This is a genomic window from Senegalimassilia faecalis (assembly GCF_004135645.1).
Classification (GTDB): Bacteria; Actinomycetota; Coriobacteriia; order Coriobacteriales; family Eggerthellaceae; genus Senegalimassilia; species Senegalimassilia faecalis.
The window spans coordinates 1,199,556-1,216,662 of record NZ_SDPW01000001.1; the positions used below are offsets into that span (position 1 = coordinate 1,199,556).

General features: G+C 59.9%; 10 protein-coding genes and 3 rRNA genes. 9 read left to right on the forward strand and 4 right to left on the reverse strand.

Annotation, left to right across the window (positions count from 1 at the left end; all coding sequences use genetic code 11):
- The first annotated feature begins 47 nt into the window (after nt 1-47).
- The 5 genes from dnaK (at nt 48) to ET524_RS05030 (ending at nt 6,813) form a co-directional block, all read left to right on the forward strand.
- Nucleotides 48-1,961, forward strand: coding sequence for a molecular chaperone DnaK (gene dnaK, locus ET524_RS05010; RefSeq protein ID WP_129423763.1), 1,914 nt, complete (start codon nt 48-50; stop codon nt 1,959-1,961).
- 5 nt (nt 1,962-1,966) lie between these two features.
- Nucleotides 1,967-2,659, forward strand: a complete 693-nt coding sequence (locus tag ET524_RS05015) for a nucleotide exchange factor GrpE (protein WP_129423765.1) — start codon at nt 1,967-1,969, stop codon at nt 2,657-2,659.
- A gap of 66 nt (nt 2,660-2,725) precedes the next feature.
- Nucleotides 2,726-3,679 (forward strand): DnaJ C-terminal domain-containing protein, encoded by a 954-nt coding sequence (locus ET524_RS05020; protein WP_129423767.1) that lies wholly within the window; start codon nt 2,726-2,728, stop codon nt 3,677-3,679.
- Between the two features lie 2 nt (nt 3,680-3,681).
- On the forward strand, nt 3,682-4,080 hold the full coding sequence (locus ET524_RS05025; RefSeq protein ID WP_129423769.1) for a heat shock protein transcriptional repressor HspR: 399 nt from the start codon (nt 3,682-3,684) through the stop codon (nt 4,078-4,080).
- Between the two features lie 33 nt (nt 4,081-4,113).
- The gene (locus ET524_RS05030; RefSeq protein ID WP_129423771.1) at nt 4,114-6,813 is read left to right on the forward strand and encodes an ATP-dependent Clp protease ATP-binding subunit; all 2,700 of its coding nucleotides are present in this window, start codon (nt 4,114-4,116) and stop codon (nt 6,811-6,813) included.
- A 161-nt stretch (nt 6,814-6,974) separates the two neighbouring features.
- Here ET524_RS05030 and ET524_RS05035 read toward each other — a convergent pair whose 3' ends face one another.
- Complete coding sequence (locus ET524_RS05035) at nt 6,975-8,414, reverse strand: helix-turn-helix transcriptional regulator (RefSeq protein ID WP_129423773.1); 1,440 nt, start codon at nt 8,412-8,414, stop codon at nt 6,975-6,977.
- 1,299 nt (nt 8,415-9,713) lie between these two features.
- Between ET524_RS05035 and ET524_RS05040 the strand changes: the two genes are divergently transcribed.
- The 4 genes from ET524_RS05040 (at nt 9,714) to ET524_RS05055 (ending at nt 15,454) form a co-directional block, all read left to right on the forward strand.
- Nucleotides 9,714-11,226, forward strand: a 16S ribosomal RNA gene (locus ET524_RS05040).
- Nucleotides 11,227-11,513: 287 nt separating this feature from the next.
- Nucleotides 11,514-14,492: ribosomal RNA gene (locus tag ET524_RS05045) — 23S ribosomal RNA — on the forward strand.
- 123 nt (nt 14,493-14,615) lie between these two features.
- A 5S ribosomal RNA gene (gene rrf, locus ET524_RS05050) occupies nt 14,616-14,730 on the forward strand.
- The 16S, 23S and 5S rRNA genes sit together here, the layout of an rRNA operon.
- 292 nt (nt 14,731-15,022) lie before the next feature.
- Nucleotides 15,023-15,454 (forward strand): universal stress protein, encoded by a 432-nt coding sequence (locus tag ET524_RS05055; protein ID WP_129423775.1) that lies wholly within the window; start codon nt 15,023-15,025, stop codon nt 15,452-15,454.
- A gap of 162 nt (nt 15,455-15,616) precedes the next feature.
- On the opposite strand, the gene ET524_RS11930 is transcribed toward ET524_RS05055, so the two are convergent.
- Genes ET524_RS11930 through ET524_RS05065 form a run of 3 tightly spaced genes read right to left on the reverse strand, consistent with a single transcriptional unit; the run spans nt 15,617 to nt 16,966 of the window.
- Nucleotides 15,617-15,838: a hypothetical protein gene (locus ET524_RS11930; RefSeq protein ID WP_236648253.1), complete on the reverse strand. Its 222-nt coding sequence runs from the start codon at nt 15,836-15,838 to the stop codon at nt 15,617-15,619.
- Nucleotides 15,839-15,854: 16 nt separating this feature from the next.
- Nucleotides 15,855-16,610 (reverse strand): acyl-CoA dehydratase activase, encoded by a 756-nt coding sequence (locus ET524_RS05060; protein ID WP_236648254.1) that lies wholly within the window; start codon nt 16,608-16,610, stop codon nt 15,855-15,857.
- Nucleotides 16,607-16,966, reverse strand: a complete 360-nt coding sequence (locus ET524_RS05065; protein ID WP_201738673.1) for a 2-hydroxyacyl-CoA dehydratase — start codon at nt 16,964-16,966, stop codon at nt 16,607-16,609. Before ET524_RS05065 ends, ET524_RS05060 begins: the two co-directional genes overlap by 4 nt.
- Nucleotides 16,967-17,107: the final 141 nt, after the last annotated feature.

Sequence of the window (17,107 nt, forward strand, 5' to 3'; positions counted from 1 at the left end):
CAGCACTTAACTTCGGTTACATAACTCCAAGTGAGAGGAAGCAACATATGAGCAAGATTTTGGGTATCGACCTTGGCACCACGAACTCCGCCATGGCCGTCATGGAAGGCTCCGAGCCTGAAATTCTCGTAAACGCCGAGGGCGACCGCACTACTCCGTCTGTTGAAGGTTTCCGCAAGGACGGCGAGCGCGTGGTCGGTAAGGCTGCTAAGAACCAGGCTGTCACCAACCCCGAGAACACCGTTTCTTCCGTCAAGCGTTTCATCGGTCGTTCCTTTGCCGAAACCGCTGACGAGCAGAGCAAGGTCAGCTACAAGGTGAAGGCCGGCAAGGACGGTCGTACCGTTGTCGACATCGACGGCAAGGACTACACGCCCGAGGAAATCTCCGCCATGGTCCTGCAGAAGCTGAAGAACGACGCCGAGAAGCAGGTCGGCTCGCCCATCACGCAGGCCGTCATCACCGTTCCGGCTTACTTCAACGACGCTCAGCGTCAGGCCACCAAGGACGCCGGCAAGATCGCTGGCCTCGAGGTTCTGCGTATTATCAACGAGCCGACGGCAGCTGCTCTGGCCTATGGCCTGGACAAGACGAACAAGGACGAGAAGATCCTCGTGTTCGACCTGGGCGGCGGCACGTTCGACGTGTCCATCCTGGAGCTGGGCGACGGCGTGTTCGAGGTTGCCGCTACCGCTGGTGACAACCACCTTGGCGGCGACGACTGGGATCACCGCGTTATCGATTGGTTGGCCGACAAGTTCGCGAAGGACAACGGCGGCATCGACCTGCGCAAAGACAAGATGGCTCTGCAGCGCCTGAAGGAAGCTGCCGAGAAGGCGAAGATGGAGCTGTCCAGCACCACGCAGGCCAACATCAACCTGCCGTTCATCACCGCAGATGCCACCGGCCCGAAGCACCTGGACTACACGCTTACCCGCGCCGAGTTCGAGTCCATCACCAAGGATTTGCTCGACCGTTGCCGCAAGCCTGTTGAGCAGGCGCTGCGTGACGCCAACATGTCGCAGGGCGAAATCGACGAGGTCATCCTCGTTGGCGGTTCCACCCGTATGCCCGCCGTGCAGGAACTGGTGAAGCGCATGACCGGCAAGCAGCCGAACATGTCCGTGAACCCCGACGAGGTTGTGGCTATGGGTGCAGCTGTTCAGGGCGGCGTGCTTGCAGGCGATGTTGAGGGCATTCTGCTGCTCGACGTTACGCCTCTGTCCCTGGGTGTTGAGACCATGGGCGGCGTCATGACGAAGATGATCGACCGCAACACCACCATTCCTACCCGTAAGACCGAGATTTACTCCACGGCTGCCGACAATCAGACGTCCGTTGAGATTCACGTCCTGCAGGGCGAGCGTCAGATGGCCAAGGACAACAAGACGCTCGGCAAGTTCCAGCTGACCGGCATTCCGGCTGCTCGCCGCGGTGTGCCGCAGATCGAGGTCACGTTCGATATCGATGCTAACGGTATCGTGAACGTTTCCGCTAAGGATCTGGGCACGGGCAAGCAGCAGCAGATTACCATTAGCGGCTCCACGGCTCTGAACGACGAGGAAGTCGACCGCATGGTGAAGGACGCCGAGGCTCATGCCGAGGAGGACAAGAAGCGCAAGGAAGAAGTCGAGACTCGCAACAACTGCGACGCTCTGGTGAACGCCACCGAGCAGACGCTCAACGAGCTGGGCGACAAGGTTCCTGCCGACTCCAAGTCCGCTGCTGAGGAAGCTATCAACGAGGCTAAGACGGCGCTGTCCGGTACCGATATCGAAGCCATCAAGGCTGCTACCGAGAAGCTGCAGCAGGCTGGTTACAAGCTGGCTGAGGTTGCTTACAGCCAGCAGCAGGGTGCTGAGGGCGCTGCCGGTGCCGCTGGTGCTGCCGCGGGCGCTCAGTCCGACGACGGCCCCATCGAAGCCGACTACGAGGTTGTTGACGACAAGGAAGGGAAGTAGTAGCCATGGCTGAGCAGAGCACGCCCAAGCCTGAGCGCGCGACGCAGGCCGAAGGCAAGCAGATTCCCATCGAGGACGCCAACGTTGCAAGCCAGCAGGAAGGCGCCGCCGAACAGGGCGGCGCCCCCGAGGCCGCCGATGCCGCATCCGACGTGGTGAAGGAAGCAGAAGAGGTGTTGGAAGGTCAGCCCGAAGAAGCCGCCCCCACCAACGACGAACTGGTCGCCCAGGCGCAAGCCGAAGCGAAGGACTGGCAGGACAAGTACCTGCGCCTGCATGCTGAGTGGGACACGTATCGTCGTCGCACGGCAGAGCAGCGCGAGCAAGAGCGCGTCCGCGCCGGCGAAAAGCTGGTCGAGAAGCTGCTCCCCGTCATCGATGACTTCGAACGCACCATCGACTACGCTGAGAAGAACGGCGAAGCGGGCTTGATCGACGGCGTGAAAGCCGTGCACAACAAGTTCGTGAACGTTCTTGAAAGCGGCGGAGTGCAGGTCATCAACCCGGCAGGCGAGGCGTTCGATGCGCTTGAATGCCAAGCGGTTGCAACGGTTGACGATGCTTCCGTTCCTGATGAAACGGTGCATGAGGTGTACCAGAAGGGCTACAAGATGGGAACGAAAGTTCTTCGTGCAGCCATGGTCACCGTCACCACGGGCGGCCCGAAAAGGCCGAAGCCCGAGAGCGAAGGCGAATAGATAACTTCTGCGAGGGCGGGCGGTTGGTCCGCCCTCGCTGTTCATAGCGAAAGGAAGGTGGATTGCATGCCGGCTACTCCGGACTACTACAAAACGCTGGGCGTTCCGCGCACGGCGTCCACCGACGAAATCAAGAAGGCGTTCCGCAAACTGGCGCGTAAGTACCACCCCGATGCGGGCGGCGACGAGGCCAAGTTCAAGGAAATCAACGAAGCCTACGAGGTTTTGTCCGACGACAAGAAGCGCAAGCTATACGACCAATACGGCACAGCGAACGAGAACCAAATCCCCCACGGCTGGGGCGGCGGCGCCGTCAACATGGACGACATCTTCGGAGGTGGCGGTGCCGGCGGCTTCGGCAGCTGGGCCGACATTCTGGAAAGCATTCGTCGGGGCGAAGGCGCGTTCGGCACGAACTGGGATTTCAATGGCGGCGGTGCCAGCGGGTTCGGCGGCCGTCAGCCGCGCCCGCGCAAGGGCCAGGACATGAACGTTACCCTGAACGTCACGTTTGAGGAAGCGTTTGCCGGCACGGAAAAGCGCGTGACGGTTCGCGTCCCCGGTCGCACGGATTCCGAAACGCTTACGGTGAAGGTTCCGGCGGGTGCGGTCGACGGAGGTCGCCTGCGCTTCAAGTGCAAGGGCGCTCCGGGCGAAAACGGCGGCGCTGCAGGCGACTTGCTCGTAACCACGCGCATTCAGGACCACCCGTACTTCAAGCGCGACGGCGCCGATGTGCTCATCGACGTTCCGGTCAACGTCGCGGAGGCGGCATTGGGCGCAAGCGTGGTGGTTCCCGCTCCCGACGGCACGAAGGTGCGCGTGAAAATCCCGGCTGGCACGCAGGACCAAACGGTCATGTCGGTGCGCGGCAAGGGCGCCCCGCGCGTCAAGGGAACCGGAAACGGTGACCTAAAAATCACCGTGAAGGTGCAGGTCCCGAAGCATATGAATGAAGCGCAAACGAAGGCAATGGAGGCGTTTTTGCAAGCGTCGCCCGATGATGTGAGGAGCTGGTAAGCATGCCCGAGTGGAACGACCGCAACCGGCCTTTATACATGATCGGCGTAGCCGCCGAGCTTGCGGGCGTTCATCCGCAGACGTTGCGCGCTTACGAGCAAAAAGGCCTCGTCACGCCGCAGCGCACCAGCGGGAACACGCGCATGTACTCGCAAGCCGACATCGAGCGCCTTGCGCTCATCAACGAGCTCACGGGCGAAGGCATAAACCTTGCGGGCGTCATTCGCATCCTTGACCTGCAGGGACGCCTTGACGACCGTGACCAGGAAATCGACGACCTGCACAAGCGCGTGCGCCGTTTGGCCGACCGCGTGCATGAGTTGGAAACGCGCGAAAGCGTGAATTCCCTTGTGCAATCGCCTACGGCCATCGTCGTGCGCCGTCCCAGCTCGCTTTTGTAATAACCACGTAGAACCAACTTAAAGGAGGTTCACATGAGACTAGATAAACTTGCCGTTACCGCTCAAGAGGCCTTCCAGGCTTCCATGGGCGTTGCCGGCGATGCCCAGTCCAGCACCATCGAGCCCATTCATCTGCTCAAGGCAATGCTGGACGCATCGGAGAACAACCTGTCGGCCATCATCAAGCGCATCGGCGCCGATCCGGCGCAGCTGTCGCGCAACGTCGATGACGCTATCGCCGCTATGCCCAAGGCTTCCGGCTCCAGCATGCCTATGGCCATGCCCAGCAACAACCTCATTAAGGTCATCGATAACGCCGTGAAGGCCGCCGAGCGCATGGGCGACAGCTATGCAACCACCGAACACCTGCTCATCGCGCTTGCCCAGGACAAGGGTGAGGCGGGCCGCGTGCTCAATGGTCTTGGCGTTACGGGCAAAACCGTCGAAGAGGCGTACAGCTCGCTTCGCGGCAGCACCCGCGTCACCGACCAGCAAAGCAAGCCCGAACTCGACGCGCTTAACCAGTACGGCCAGAACCTCACGCAGAAGGCGCGCGAGGGCAAGCTCGATCCGGTCATCGGCCGGTCCGAGGAAATCCGCCGCACCATCCAGGTGCTCAGCCGCCGCACGAAGAACAACCCCGTGCTCATCGGTGAGCCTGGTGTCGGTAAAACGGCTATCGTTGAAGGCTTGGCCCAGCGTATCGTTGCAGGCGACGTGCCGTCTGGCTTGAAGGACCACGACGTCATCGCGCTTGACCTGGGCGCCATGGTAGCCGGCGCGAAGTACCGTGGCGAGTTCGAGGACCGCTTGAAGGCCGTGCTGCGCGAGGTGAAGGAATCGAACGGACAGATCATTCTGTTCATCGATGAGCTTCACACCATCGTGGGCGCAGGCTCTACGGGCGACAGCTCCATGGACGCGGGCAACATGCTCAAGCCGGCGCTTGCACGTGGTGAACTGCACGCCATCGGCGCTACCACGCTCGACGAGTACCGCAAGTACATCGAGAAGGACGCCGCCCTTGAGCGCCGTTTCCAGACGGTCATGGTCAGCGAGCCCACGGTCGAGGACACCATCGCCATTTTGCGTGGCCTGAAGGAGAAGTACGAAATCCATCATGGCGTGCGCATCACCGATGCCGCCATCGTGGCATGCGCCGAGCTGTCGAATCGCTACATCTCCGACCGCTTCCTGCCCGACAAGGCCATCGACCTTATGGACGAGGCGGCCAGCCGCCTGCGCATCGAGATCGACAGCATGCCTGAAGAGGTTGACCTGGCAGAACGCAAGCTCACGCAGATGCAAATCGAAGAGCAAGCGCTCATGAAGGAAACCGACGACGTCAGTCGCGAACGCCTTGAGCACCTGCGCAAGGAAATCGCCGACGCGCAAGACGCCCTGTCCAAGCGCAAGGCCGAATGGCAGAACGAGAAGGACGTCATCGAGAACGTCCAAACGCTCAAGGCCGACCTCGAGGCGGCGCAAACCGACGAGGAGCGCGCTACCCGCGAAGGCGACTTGGTGAAGGCTTCGGAAATCCGCTACGGCCGCATCCCTGACCTGCAGCGCAAGCTGCAAGAGGCCGAGCAGGCGCTCAACGAAAAGCAGGAGGACGGCGCAATCCTGAAAGAGGAGGTGTCTCAGGAAGAAATCGCCGAGGTCGTGTCCACGTGGACCGGCATCCCCGTGTCGAAGATGATGCAGGGCGAAATGGAGAAACTCGTCGACTTGGAAGACAAGCTGCATGAGCGCGTCATCGGCCAGGACGAAGCCGTTTCCGCCGTTGCCGGTGCCATCCGCCGCAACCGCGCCGGCCTGTCCGACCCGAACAAGCCCATCGGCAGCTTCCTGTTCCTCGGTCCTACCGGCGTCGGTAAAACGGAGCTGGCAAAGGCACTGGCCGAGTACCTGTTCGACAGCGAAAAGGCCATGGTGCGTATCGACATGTCCGAGTACATGGAGAAGTTCAGCGTGCAGCGTCTTATCGGTGCCCCTCCGGGATACGTAGGCTACGACGAGGGCGGTCAGCTGACCGAAGCCGTGCGCCGTCGTCCGTACAGCGTCATTCTGCTCGACGAGGTGGAGAAGGCTCATCCCGACGTCTTCAATATCTTGCTGCAGGTGCTCGACGACGGCCGCCTGACCGATGGCCAGGGTCGTTTGGTGTCGTTCAAGAACGCCATCATCATCATGACCAGCAACATCGGCTCCCAGGCCATTCGCGAATTCGAAAGCGCGAACAGCAAGCAGGAGTCCATGGGCGACGTCATGGAGAACGTCATGAAGGGCGACGTTAAGTCTGCGGCGAAGAGCCTGGCTGACCTGTCCAACATGATCAACGATGCTCTGCGCAACACGTTCCGCCCTGAGTTCCTCAATCGTATCGACGAGGTCATCACGTTCCACGCCTTGTCCATCGCGAACATGGAGCCCATCGTGGAGCTGCAGCTCGACGACGTGCGCAAGCGCCTGGCCGACCGTCGCGTTACGCTCGACGTCACGCCCGCCGCTATGGATCACCTGTCCATCGATGGCTTCGATCCGGTTTACGGTGCGCGTCCCTGCAAGCGCCTCGTGCAGCGCGAGGTCGTCGATCGCATCGCGCAGAAGATCGTCGAGGGCAAGCTGCCTGATCGCAGCCACGTGCTCATCGACATCGACGAAGCGGCTGACGACTACGTCTGCAAAGTCGAGCCGCCGCTGGAACTCGATGCCGTTCCGGTCGACTAATGCCAAGGTGGCCTGAACTAGCGAAAAGCCAACAACAGCGTCTAAACGCCAACGGCCCCGCTGAATACATCGGCGGGGCCGTTTCGTCTCTCAAGCAAAATCGCAAACGCGAATACCAAGCGCAATCCGCGGGTGCGCCGCGCGGGCGGCCGCCAAAATCGCTAGCTTGCCGACTTCTCCACCATGTCCATCAGCTCTTGCTTGCTGTGCACGTCAAGCTTCGAGTAGATATGCTTCGTGTGCCCCTTCACCGTGTTCTCGGTCAAGTACAGCGTCTCGGCAATGTACGCTTTCGTCCGTCCCTTGCACAGCAGCTGCATGATCTCAAGCTCGCGCGGCGTCAGCCCGTGCTGCTTGCCAACCTCCTCGCAGCGCTCGTCGATGCTGCGGAAATCGCTCGGTTCGCTCACCGGTTCCCCGCGCAGCTCGGCGAACAGCCACTTCGTATCCTGGTCGCGCAACTCAAGGCAGAACGTCGAAAGCAGCACCAGCACAAACATCAGTGCAACAATCACCGGCGCATCAATGGCGCCAGCGGGGTAGGCGGAGGCTGCAATCGACCCAATAGCGAACGGTGCCGTGTAGCACGCCCAGCCAATGCCGAAAACCCAAGGCGCCGACAGCTTCGAATGGTGCGCAATGTCGGAAAGCGTCAGCCAAGCGAACAGGACGATCAAGTCCCAAGCACTGCTTTCCACGCAGCGCAAAATGGTGATCTCCGGAAACGCCGCCTGTGTAAGTAGGTCAAGCCCAAGCACCAGCAACGCAATGCGCCACAATTGCGAGAAGTTGAACGGCTTGTTCAACCCAACGGTAATGAACAGCACAATGGCCGAAATCGCAATCTCGAACAGGCGGCTCATCAGAAAGTCAGCAACGGGGATAGAATTCTGGTTCCCCAAAAACTGCCCAACCAGAAACGCAACCACAAAGCTAAACGCCGCAATGGCGACGGCCACTTTCCAAAGCCCGCGCATGTTGTGCGACTCGAATCGCATCGTCGGGTTAGCACCCTTGCGCGCATTCTCTATAGCAATTTTGCACATCACCACCGACAGAACCGGCAGGGCCATCCCCAGCAAGCACTGCCCCCAAATGGGAATGAAGTGCGAGAAAGCCTTTATGGTCGACCCACCAATATTCGCCAAAAACAAGTAGCAAACCGTCGAGCGCAGCCCTAGCTGTGCATAGAACGTGCCCCATTGCAGATACAGCCACCCCAGCACGCACGCGCACAATATCGTGGTAAGGTACTGAATGGAAACGCTGTCAATCACCGTGAACGACAGCACCATAAACACGGTGCTCGCCGCTCCCAGAACCGCCGCGACAAGCTCCATGCTTCGCGATGTGAAGAACGCCGGAATGCTGCGTGATATCGCTGCGAATGCAATAACGGCAACGGCAAGCACCAGGTACGACACCGTCCAGGGAATCTGCCCCGTCGGTTTCGTGGCGCCAATAGCGTTGATAATGAAGCCCCAAGCCAGCGGGCAAGCGATGCCCGTCGAGGCAAACGCCTTCCAACCCCCCGATTTAGCAAGGTCAATAAGCGTAAAGTTTTCTGGCAAAGCGGCGGATGCTGTATTCGAATTCGTCATAGTTACCCTTCCTTGTGCAAAAATACTAGCACAGGTTGTTTGTAACCCTCTCCATACGCCAAAAGAACGCGCAAGAATCTGACCAGCGAAAACGTGAATGGCACCCTTTTGGGGTTAAAGGGAAAAATGCCGAATTCGGCCCAAAATACTACCTAAAGGGTGGCGCGCGCGCACGCAAAGACGCGTATTGTTCTCAGTGTCGAAAGGGAAACCGCACGGTGCACCAATCGGAATCTCGTCCTCCGAACCAAGCATCGATTTCGCCTGCGGTTTCACTCGACCCGGCGTTAAGCCATTGACAACCACATCGATACGCGGAAGCAAAATGCTGAAAGACCACCCCTCCGGTCGGACGTATTCCCCTTATGCGTCGCAGCAAAATCCCCTCACCTAATAACTGCTTCCGATCTCCTCCTCGGAGCCCGCAAGTCCCCTCTTGCGGGCTCGTTTCTTTTCCGAGCACTTTCGTGAACCAGCAAGCCGGTGAACGTAAAATAACAGCGCGATAAGAGCAGCCCATGCCTAGGCAAACCGAGGGCAGGCATAACACCTAGTAAGGCAACCGACGATCTAGCCGGCTGCCGCAGCGTCGAAAGCATTTCTGAACAACGTGCCAAATGGAGCCAAAAACAACGACCCAGAATAAAGCGCCAATCAAGATTGACTCCAAAGAAGGTTCCCCTCCAAGAGAAGCCGTTTGCGCTCAAAAGCAAGAAGGCCCTTTAATCCACTGCATGTGCAGAATAATAAGGTGACCCTGGATAAGGAAAAGCAGAAACGGCATGCGAAGCGAATTGCCAACAATAAAAGACTTAGAGAGCTGTAGCACGTGAAGGCTGCTTGGCAAAAGCGGAAGGGGAGGGCGAAACGTCCGTACCTATATTTAGATAAAGGCGTCAGAAGATTGGGACCCATATAAGTAAACATCCCGGATTCAAGTAGGCGCTCCAAATTCGCCAACGGCTTGTCGACGGGTTAGGTCTCTCAAAACCCAAATATGTATGAAACGTGGAGAAACAGCCCAACGGAAAATAGTCCTTGCATCGGGGCGGGGAGGCGCGTATTATTCAATCTTGCGCCAAGCGCGAAAGCGCGAAGGCCGAAAGCCGCGGGGGCGACCCCGCAGGCGGGAACCTTGAGAACCGGATACTGGACAAGAGACGATCACAATAGCCAGTGAAGCCAGCGCAGGCAGGGCCTACCTATTTTGAGCCCGCCTGCCCCGGATTTACAATTTCTTTTAAAGTTTTTCTTTTTATGCCAAAGATCGCGGGGACGGGAGACCGGCCCCGCTCTTCTTCAACGGAGAGTTTGATCCTGGCTCAGGATGAACGCTGGCGGCGTGCCTAACACATGCAAGTCGAGCGATGAAACCGCCTCCGGGCGGACATGAAGCGGCGAACGGGTGAGTAACACGTGACCGACCTGCCCCCCGCCCAGGGACAGCCCCCCGAAAGGGGGATTAATACCTGGTACTCCGGCAAGGACGCATGTCCTGGCCGGGAAAGCCTTGGCGGCGGGGGATGGGGTCGCGGCCCATCAGGTAGACGGCGGGGCAGAGGCCCACCGTGCCGACGACGGGTAGCCGGGTTGAGAGACCGACCGGCCACATTGGGACTGAGATACGGCCCAGACTCCTACGGGAGGCAGCAGTGGGGAATTTTGCGCAATGGGGGCAACCCTGACGCAGCAACGCCGCGTGCGGGACGAAGGCGTCCGCGTCGTAAACCGCTTTCAGCGGGGAACACTTCAACGAGGGTACCCGCAGAAGAAGCCCCGGCTAAATACGTGCCAGCAGCCGCGGTAATACGTATGGGGCGAGCGTTATCCGGATTCATTGGGCGTAAAGCGCGCGTAGGCGGAGCGCTAAGCGGGACCTCTAACCCGAGGGCTCAACCCCCGGCCGGGTCCCGAACTGGCGCTCTCGAGTGCGGTAGGGGAGAGCGGAATTCCCGGTGTAGCGGTGGAATGCGCAGATATCGGGAGGAACACCGACGGCGAAGGCAGCTCTCTGGGCCGAAACTGACGCTGAGGCGCGAAAGCTGGGGGAGCGAACAGGATTAGATACCCTGGTAGTCCCAGCCGTAAACGATGGGCGCTAGGTGTGGGGGATAACATCTTCCGCGCCGCAGCCAACGCGTTAAGCGCCCCGCCTGGGGAGTACGGCCGCAAGGCTAAAACTCAAAGGAATTGACGGGGGCCCGCACAAGCAGCGGAGCATGTGGCTTAATTCGAAGCAACGCGAAGAACCTTACCAGGGCTTGACATCACCGTGAAGCGGCGGAGACGCCGTGGCCGGAAGGAGCGGTGACAGGTGGTGCATGGCTGTCGTCAGCTCGTGCCGTGAGGTGTTGGGTTAAGTCCCGCAACGAGCGCAACCCCTGCCCCGTGTTGCCAGCATTCAGTTGGGGACTCGCGGGGGACCGCCGGCGTCAAGCCGGAGGAAGGCGGGGACGACGTCAAGTCATCATGCCCCTTATGCCCTGGGCCGCACACGTGCTACAATGGCCGGTACAGAGGGTTGCCACCCCGCGAGGGGGAGCGGATCCCGCAAAGCCGGCCCCAGTTCGGATCGGAGGCTGCAACCCGCCTCCGTGAAGCCGGAGTTGCTAGTAATCGCGGATCAGCACGCCGCGGTGAATACGTTCCCGGGCCTTGTACACACCGCCCGTCACACCACCCGAGTCGTCTGCACCCGAAGCCGCCGGCCGAACCCCTCCGGGGGGCGGAGGCGTCGAAGGTGTGGAGGGTGAGGGGGGTGAAGTCGTAACAAGGTAGCCGTACCGGAAGGTGCGGCTGGATCACCTCCTTTCTAGGGAGATTCGACCAATCAAGAGAATCGCTGCCTCACTGGAAGTCTCTTCCATCCAGCATCCGGCTCCCGGGGCTCCCGCCCCGAGGCACCTTGACAGCCGAACAGCGAAGCGAAGCGAAAGCACAACGACGCGGGGCCGGGGCAATCCCCCCGGCCCCCGAGAACGAATTATTTAGAATCGATCCAATTAAGACGATTCGGATTCTTCACGATCGCAACGATCATTCATCTGGTATTCTCTATCGATTTGAACGACCTGTACTAATTCAGTCAGGATCCCTTGGATGGAAGATGTTAAGGGCGCGAGGCGGATGCCTTGGCGCGGGAAGTCGACGAAGGGCGCGGCAAGCTGCGATAAGCCCGGGGGAGGCGCAAACGGCCTTCGATCCCGGGATTCCCGAATGGGGGAACCCAGCGGGGGCAATGCCCCGCTACCGGCGCCTGAATCAAATAGGGCGCCAGGAGGCAACCGGGGGAACTGAAACATCTAAGTACCCCGAGGAAGAGAAATCAACCGAGATCCCGGGAGTAGCGGCGAGCGAAACCGGGCCAGCCCAAACCGGCGCGCGTGTCACAGCGTGCGGGCGCTTCCGCGCCGGGGTTGCTGGGCGGGACGCGAGGGGGCCGCACCCCCCTCCCGCTGTCATAAACCTGCCCCTCAGGGGAACGGCCTGGGAAGGCCGGCGGAACAGGGTGAGAGCCCCGTACCCGAAGAGGCGCAGGCAGCGGGTTCCCGATTCCCAGAGTAGCGCGGGGCACGTGAAACCCCGCGCGAAGCAGGGGGGACCACCCTCCAAGGCTGAACACTCTCCCGCGACCGATAGCGAACCAGTACCGCGAGGGAAAGGTGAAAAGCACCCCGAGAGGGGAGTGAAACAGCGCCTGAAACCTCGCGCCCACGAGCAGCCGGAGCAGCCATCGCGCTGTGACGGCGTGCCTTTTGTAGAATGAGCCAGCGAGTCACCGCGCGCGGCGAGGTTAAGCTATAGAAGCGAGCCGCAGCGAAAGCGAGTCTTTAAGCGGGCGACGTAGTCGCGCGCGGTGGACGCGAAGCCGGGTGAGCTACCCATGGGCAGGCTGAAGCGGGGGTAAGACCCCGTGGAGGGCCGAACCCACTTCGGTTGAAAACGGAGGGGATGACCCGTGGGTAGGGGTGAAAGGCCAATCAAACCCGGAGATATCTCGTTCTCCCCGAAATAGCTTTAGGGCTAGCCCCGGCCGTTTTCCCGCGGCGGTAGAGCACTGGACGGAGGAGGGGGCCTCACCGCCTACCGATGCCGACCAAACTCCGAATGCCGACGGGACGGAAAGGCCGGGAGTCAGAGCATGTGGGCTAAGCTGTGTGCTCGAGAGGGAAACAGCCCAGACCGCCCGCTAAGGCCCCCAAGTCGTCGCTGAGTGGCAAAGGATGTGCCCCTGCCCAGACAACCAGGATGTTGGCTTAGAAGCAGCCATGCATTCAAAGAGTGCGTAACAGCTCACTGGTCGAGTGGGGGCGCGCCGACAATTCACGGGGCTAAGCGACGCGCCGAAGCGGCGGAATGTAGACACATTGGTAGGGGAGCTTCCCCTGGGCGGAGAAGCCGGAGGGCGACCGACGGTGGAGCGCAGGGGAGTGAGGATGCTGGCATGAGTAACGAGAGCGGCGCGGGAAACGCCGCCGCCGTAAGCCCAAGGTTTCCTGGGGAAGGCTAATCCTCCCAGGGTCAGTCGGGAGCTAAGGCGAGGCCGGAAGGCGTAGCCGATGCGCAACAGGCGGACATTCCTGTACCGCCTCTGGACCGCTATTCAGACCGACGGGGCGACGGAGAAGGGTACGCAGGCGGGGTTCTGGACGCCCCCGTGAAAGCGCGTAGGCCGCAGGGCAGGCAAACCCGCCCTGCAGGAAAGGCCGAGACGCGAGACGAAGCCGCATGGCGAAGCTGCGGAGCCCACGCTCCCTGGAAAAACCCCTAGGCAGGGACAGAGGCGCCCGTACCAAAACCGACACAGGTGGGCGGGTAGAGCATACCGAGGCGATCGGGGGAACCATGGTCAAGGAACTCGGCATAACCGCTCCGTAACTTCGGGAGAAGGAGCGCCGCCCGGGGTGGAGGGACACGCTCCCCGAGCCCTGGGCGGCCGCAGCGAAACGGCCCAAGCGACTGTTTACCAAAAACACAGGACTCTGCCAACCCGCGAGGGGAAGTATAGGGTCTGACGCCTGCCCGGTGCCGGAAGGTTACGCGGATGCGTTAGCACTCGTGCGAAGCGCTGAAGCCAAGCCCCGGTAAACGGCGGCCGTAACTATAACGGTCCTAAGGTAGCGAAATTCCTTGTCGGGTAAGTTCCGACCTGCACGAACGGCGTAACGACTTGGGCGCTGTCTCGACCATGGACCCGGTGAAATTGCACTATTCGTGAAGATGCGAATTACCTGCGGAAGGACGGAAAGACCCCGTGAACCTTCACTGCAGCTTGGCATTGGCCGTTGGCTCGGCGCGTAGAGGATAGGCAGGAGGCATCGAAACCGGGGCGCCAGCCCCGGCGGAGCCGCCCTTGGAATACTGCCCCCTCCGTTCCGGCGGCCTAACGCGGCGCCCTGACCGGGGCCGCGGACCGTGCCAGGCGGGTAGTTTGACTGGGGCGGTCGCCTCCTAAAGAGTAACGGAGGCGCGCAAAGGTTGGCTCAGGACGGTCGGCAACCGTCCCGAGAGCGCAAGAGTGCAAGCCAGCTTGACTGCGAGGCGGACGGGCCGAGCAGGTGCGAAAGCAGGCTCTAGTGATCCGGCGGCACAGAGTGGAACGGCCGTCGCTCAACGGATAAAAGGTACTCCGGGGATAACAGGCTGATCTTGCCCAAGAGTCCACATCGACGGCAAGGTTTGGCACCTCGATGTCGGCTCATCGCATCCTGGGGCTGAAGTCGGTCCCAAGGGTACGGCTGTTCGCCGTTTAAAGCGGTACGCGAGCTGGGTTCAGAACGTCGTGAGACAGTTCGGTCCCTATCCTCCGCAGGCGCAAGTGGATTGAGGAGGTCTGCCCCTAGTACGAGAGGACCGGGGTGGACGGGCCTCTGGTGCAGCGGTTGTCGACCAACGGCACGGCCGCCTAGCTACGCCCGGCACGGATAACCGCTGAAGGCATCTAAGCGGGAAGCCGTCTCCGAGATGAGTCCACTTTACGGTAAGGGCCCGGGTAGAACACCCGGTCGACAGGGCGCAGGTGCAAGCGGGGCGACCCGCTCAGCCGAGCGCTGCTGATAGCCCGAGCTCTTCGCATCCTCGTAAGGGATTTTGCGAGGCGTCGCGAGCTTTCCGCTTCCTTCGCTGCACGGCCGCCAGGGTCGCCCCGGAAGGGGACCCGGGCAGGCTCATATCCATGAGCCGCGGGGGAGCGCCCCCCGCGAGCGCGACCACAGAGGCGGGGATCACCCGGTCCCATCCCGAACCCGGCAGTTAAGCCCGCCTTCGCCGAGAGTACTGCAGCGCAAGGCTGCGGGAGGGCAGGGCGTCGCGCTCGCGGAGGGCGCTTTTCTTCATGCGCGCGAGCGGCCGCAGAGGCCGGCGGGGCCCGCGGGGGGATCGGATCCCCCCGCGGGCCCTTCTTGCGTTTTAGGGCGTCTGTGCGCACGGCCTGTTCTGCGTTCTGGACTTTATTGCTATTTCACTATTTGTAGAATAATTTTGCTTGGTTGGCCTTCCGATTTCCGGCGGTTTCGTCATTGCTTTGTGAAGTAGCTGGTGCTCATTCTTGGCGTATCCTCATTATATTGGGTGCAAGCTTTTTAATATGCTGAGGGAAGGGGATTGGTATGGCTGTTGATAAGTTGTTGGTTGCTTATGATGGATCCGATGGTTCGCGTCATGCGCTTAAAATGGCTGTTTCTATTGCTCAGGTGAACAAGAATGCTCATCTTGATTTGGTGTATGTCGTACCCATTCCACTTTTGAATGCTGACCAGATGACTGCTTTTCAGAGCATTTTGGACATGATGGTATCTGATGGTGAAGACCTTCTTGCTGCTGCTACTGATGAGCTTGCTGATGATGTTGTTGAGCGCACTGATACGATGTTGGTTACGGGTACAAATCCTGCTAGCGAATTGCTGCGGCTTGCCGAGCAGCGCGGCTATGATTTGATCGTTGTTGGCAATCGCGGTCTTTCGGGTTTTAAAGAATATACCGGTAGTGTCAGCCATAAGGTTCTTGCTGGTTCTAAGATTCCCGTGCTTGTTGCGAAATAAGCCTCATAAGAGGGGGCCTTTGTCGACTCAATTCAAATAGGGAACGAGCTGCGAGTTTCAGGCTTGCAGCTCGTTTCCTTTATATTGGGGAATGATCGCATATTGACCCAGTTCTGGTTGCTAGTGGCGTGGCTTTAGCTCGCCTTTTTCGCAGCGGTTTCCTCAGCTGTCGATGAGTTTTCCGTCGCGGTTTACGCAGATGATCTCGCAGTGGTTTGCACATTTGTTGCATTCGATTTCTCTGGTTTCGAAATCGAACTCTTGGAGAGCGTCGAAGTCGAGTTCGCCGGATTTCATGGTGCAGGATGTTACATCGCCCTCTACGGGCTTGCGTGCAGATATCGACTCTTCGGCTGCAAGGAGTACTGCCCCGAATGCGCCCATGAGGCGTCCGTCGGGGTCAACGATGACGGGAGTACCCAACTCGTTCTCGAAATGCTTTTACTATGCCAATGTTTTTGGATACGCCGCCTTGGAATACCACGGGAGCAATGATGTTTTTACCTTTGCCGACGTTGTTGAGGTAATTGACGGCAACGGATTTGCACAGGCCGGCGATGATGTCTTCGCGTGCGTAGCCTACCTGAATCTTGTGGACCAGGTCGCTTTCTGCGAATACCGTGCAGCGAGCTGCGATGTTTGCGGGCTTTTTCGAGGTCAGCGCGATTTCGCCGAACTGCTCTACCTCTACGTCAAGGCGATGGGCTTGACTGGAAAGGAAGGCACCCGTGCCCGCCGCGCACAGCGTGTTCATAGCGTAATCGACCGCGATGCCGCCATCTACGCAGATGATTTTGCTGTCGCCGATTTCTAGGATGGTACGAACATCGGGGTGCAGAAACGTGGTGCCTACGGCGTGGGCGGTGATTTCATTCTTGATTACCGATGCACCGCACATGGCGCCAACGAGGCGGCGTGCGCTGCCGGTTGTTCCCACTGTTCGTACCGCAACTTTGCTTTGATCGATTTGCCCGCCGAGTTCTGCGATAACACGTCGTGAAGCGTTGACGGGGTCGCCTTCGGTCCATTGATACGAACGTGCGATAATCTGGCGCTGGCTGTCGATGATGACACCTTTCGTGGGGATGGAACCAATGTCGATGCCAAGGAACGCGTCAGGCTTCTGCTCTGCGGTTTCGGGTTGTGTTGCGGTCATCGCTGCTTCTCTTTCTTCATTGCGAGCATGTCGTAAAACGCTTCGAGGCGCGTGTCAAGGCCGGTGTCGCTTGTTTGGGAATCGAAGCTGAGATACAGCACGGGCGTGTGCATGTCGCGGTTAATGTGCTGCAGCACGGGCATGCAGTCGATCTCGGGCGTGCAGCCAGAGGATTTCATATGGATGACGCCGTCGAAGCCCTCTTGCGCGTACTTCAGCGTGGCGGCAATGGTCATGCTTGACGTCGGTCCCATGTCGTACGTGATGTAATCCGAGGCGCTTGCTCGCAGGTTTTTCTCGTTGTAGCGCAGATTGCGGTTCGTCATATTGATCATGCGGTGCAGCTCAACGTCCATACCCAGAAGCTTCTTTTACATGCCCAGATTGCTTGATTCGTCGACGGCGGTGAAATATTCGTCGACTAACCCGACGCGAACGGGGTTGTCTGGCTTGTGGCGGGGAATGGCACGAAAACGCTCGAGACCCGCTTTTGCAAT

What these genes read in the sequence shown, in the direction of transcription:
- ET524_RS05035 (WP_129423773.1), bottom strand. Translation starts at nt 8,414, where the DNA reads ATGACGAATTCGAATACAGCATCCGCCGCTTTGCCAGAAAACTTTACG.
- ET524_RS05060 (WP_236648254.1), bottom strand. Translation starts at nt 16,610, where the DNA reads ATGACCGCAACACAACCCGAAACCGCAGAGCAGAAGCCTGACGCGTTC.
- ET524_RS05025 (WP_129423769.1), top strand. Translation starts at nt 3,682, where the DNA reads ATGCCCGAGTGGAACGACCGCAACCGGCCTTTATACATGATCGGCGTA.
- ET524_RS05015 (WP_129423765.1), top strand. Translation starts at nt 1,967, where the DNA reads ATGGCTGAGCAGAGCACGCCCAAGCCTGAGCGCGCGACGCAGGCCGAA.
- ET524_RS05020 (WP_129423767.1), top strand. Translation starts at nt 2,726, where the DNA reads ATGCCGGCTACTCCGGACTACTACAAAACGCTGGGCGTTCCGCGCACG.
- dnaK (WP_129423763.1), top strand. Translation starts at nt 48, where the DNA reads ATGAGCAAGATTTTGGGTATCGACCTTGGCACCACGAACTCCGCCATG.
- ET524_RS05055 (WP_129423775.1), top strand. Translation starts at nt 15,023, where the DNA reads ATGGCTGTTGATAAGTTGTTGGTTGCTTATGATGGATCCGATGGTTCG.
- ET524_RS05030 (WP_129423771.1), top strand. Translation starts at nt 4,114, where the DNA reads ATGAGACTAGATAAACTTGCCGTTACCGCTCAAGAGGCCTTCCAGGCT.
- ET524_RS11930 (WP_236648253.1), bottom strand. Translation starts at nt 15,838, where the DNA reads ATGGGCGCATTCGGGGCAGTACTCCTTGCAGCCGAAGAGTCGATATCT.
- ET524_RS05065 (WP_201738673.1), bottom strand. Translation starts at nt 16,966, where the DNA reads ATGGACGTTGAGCTGCACCGCATGATCAATATGACGAACCGCAATCTG.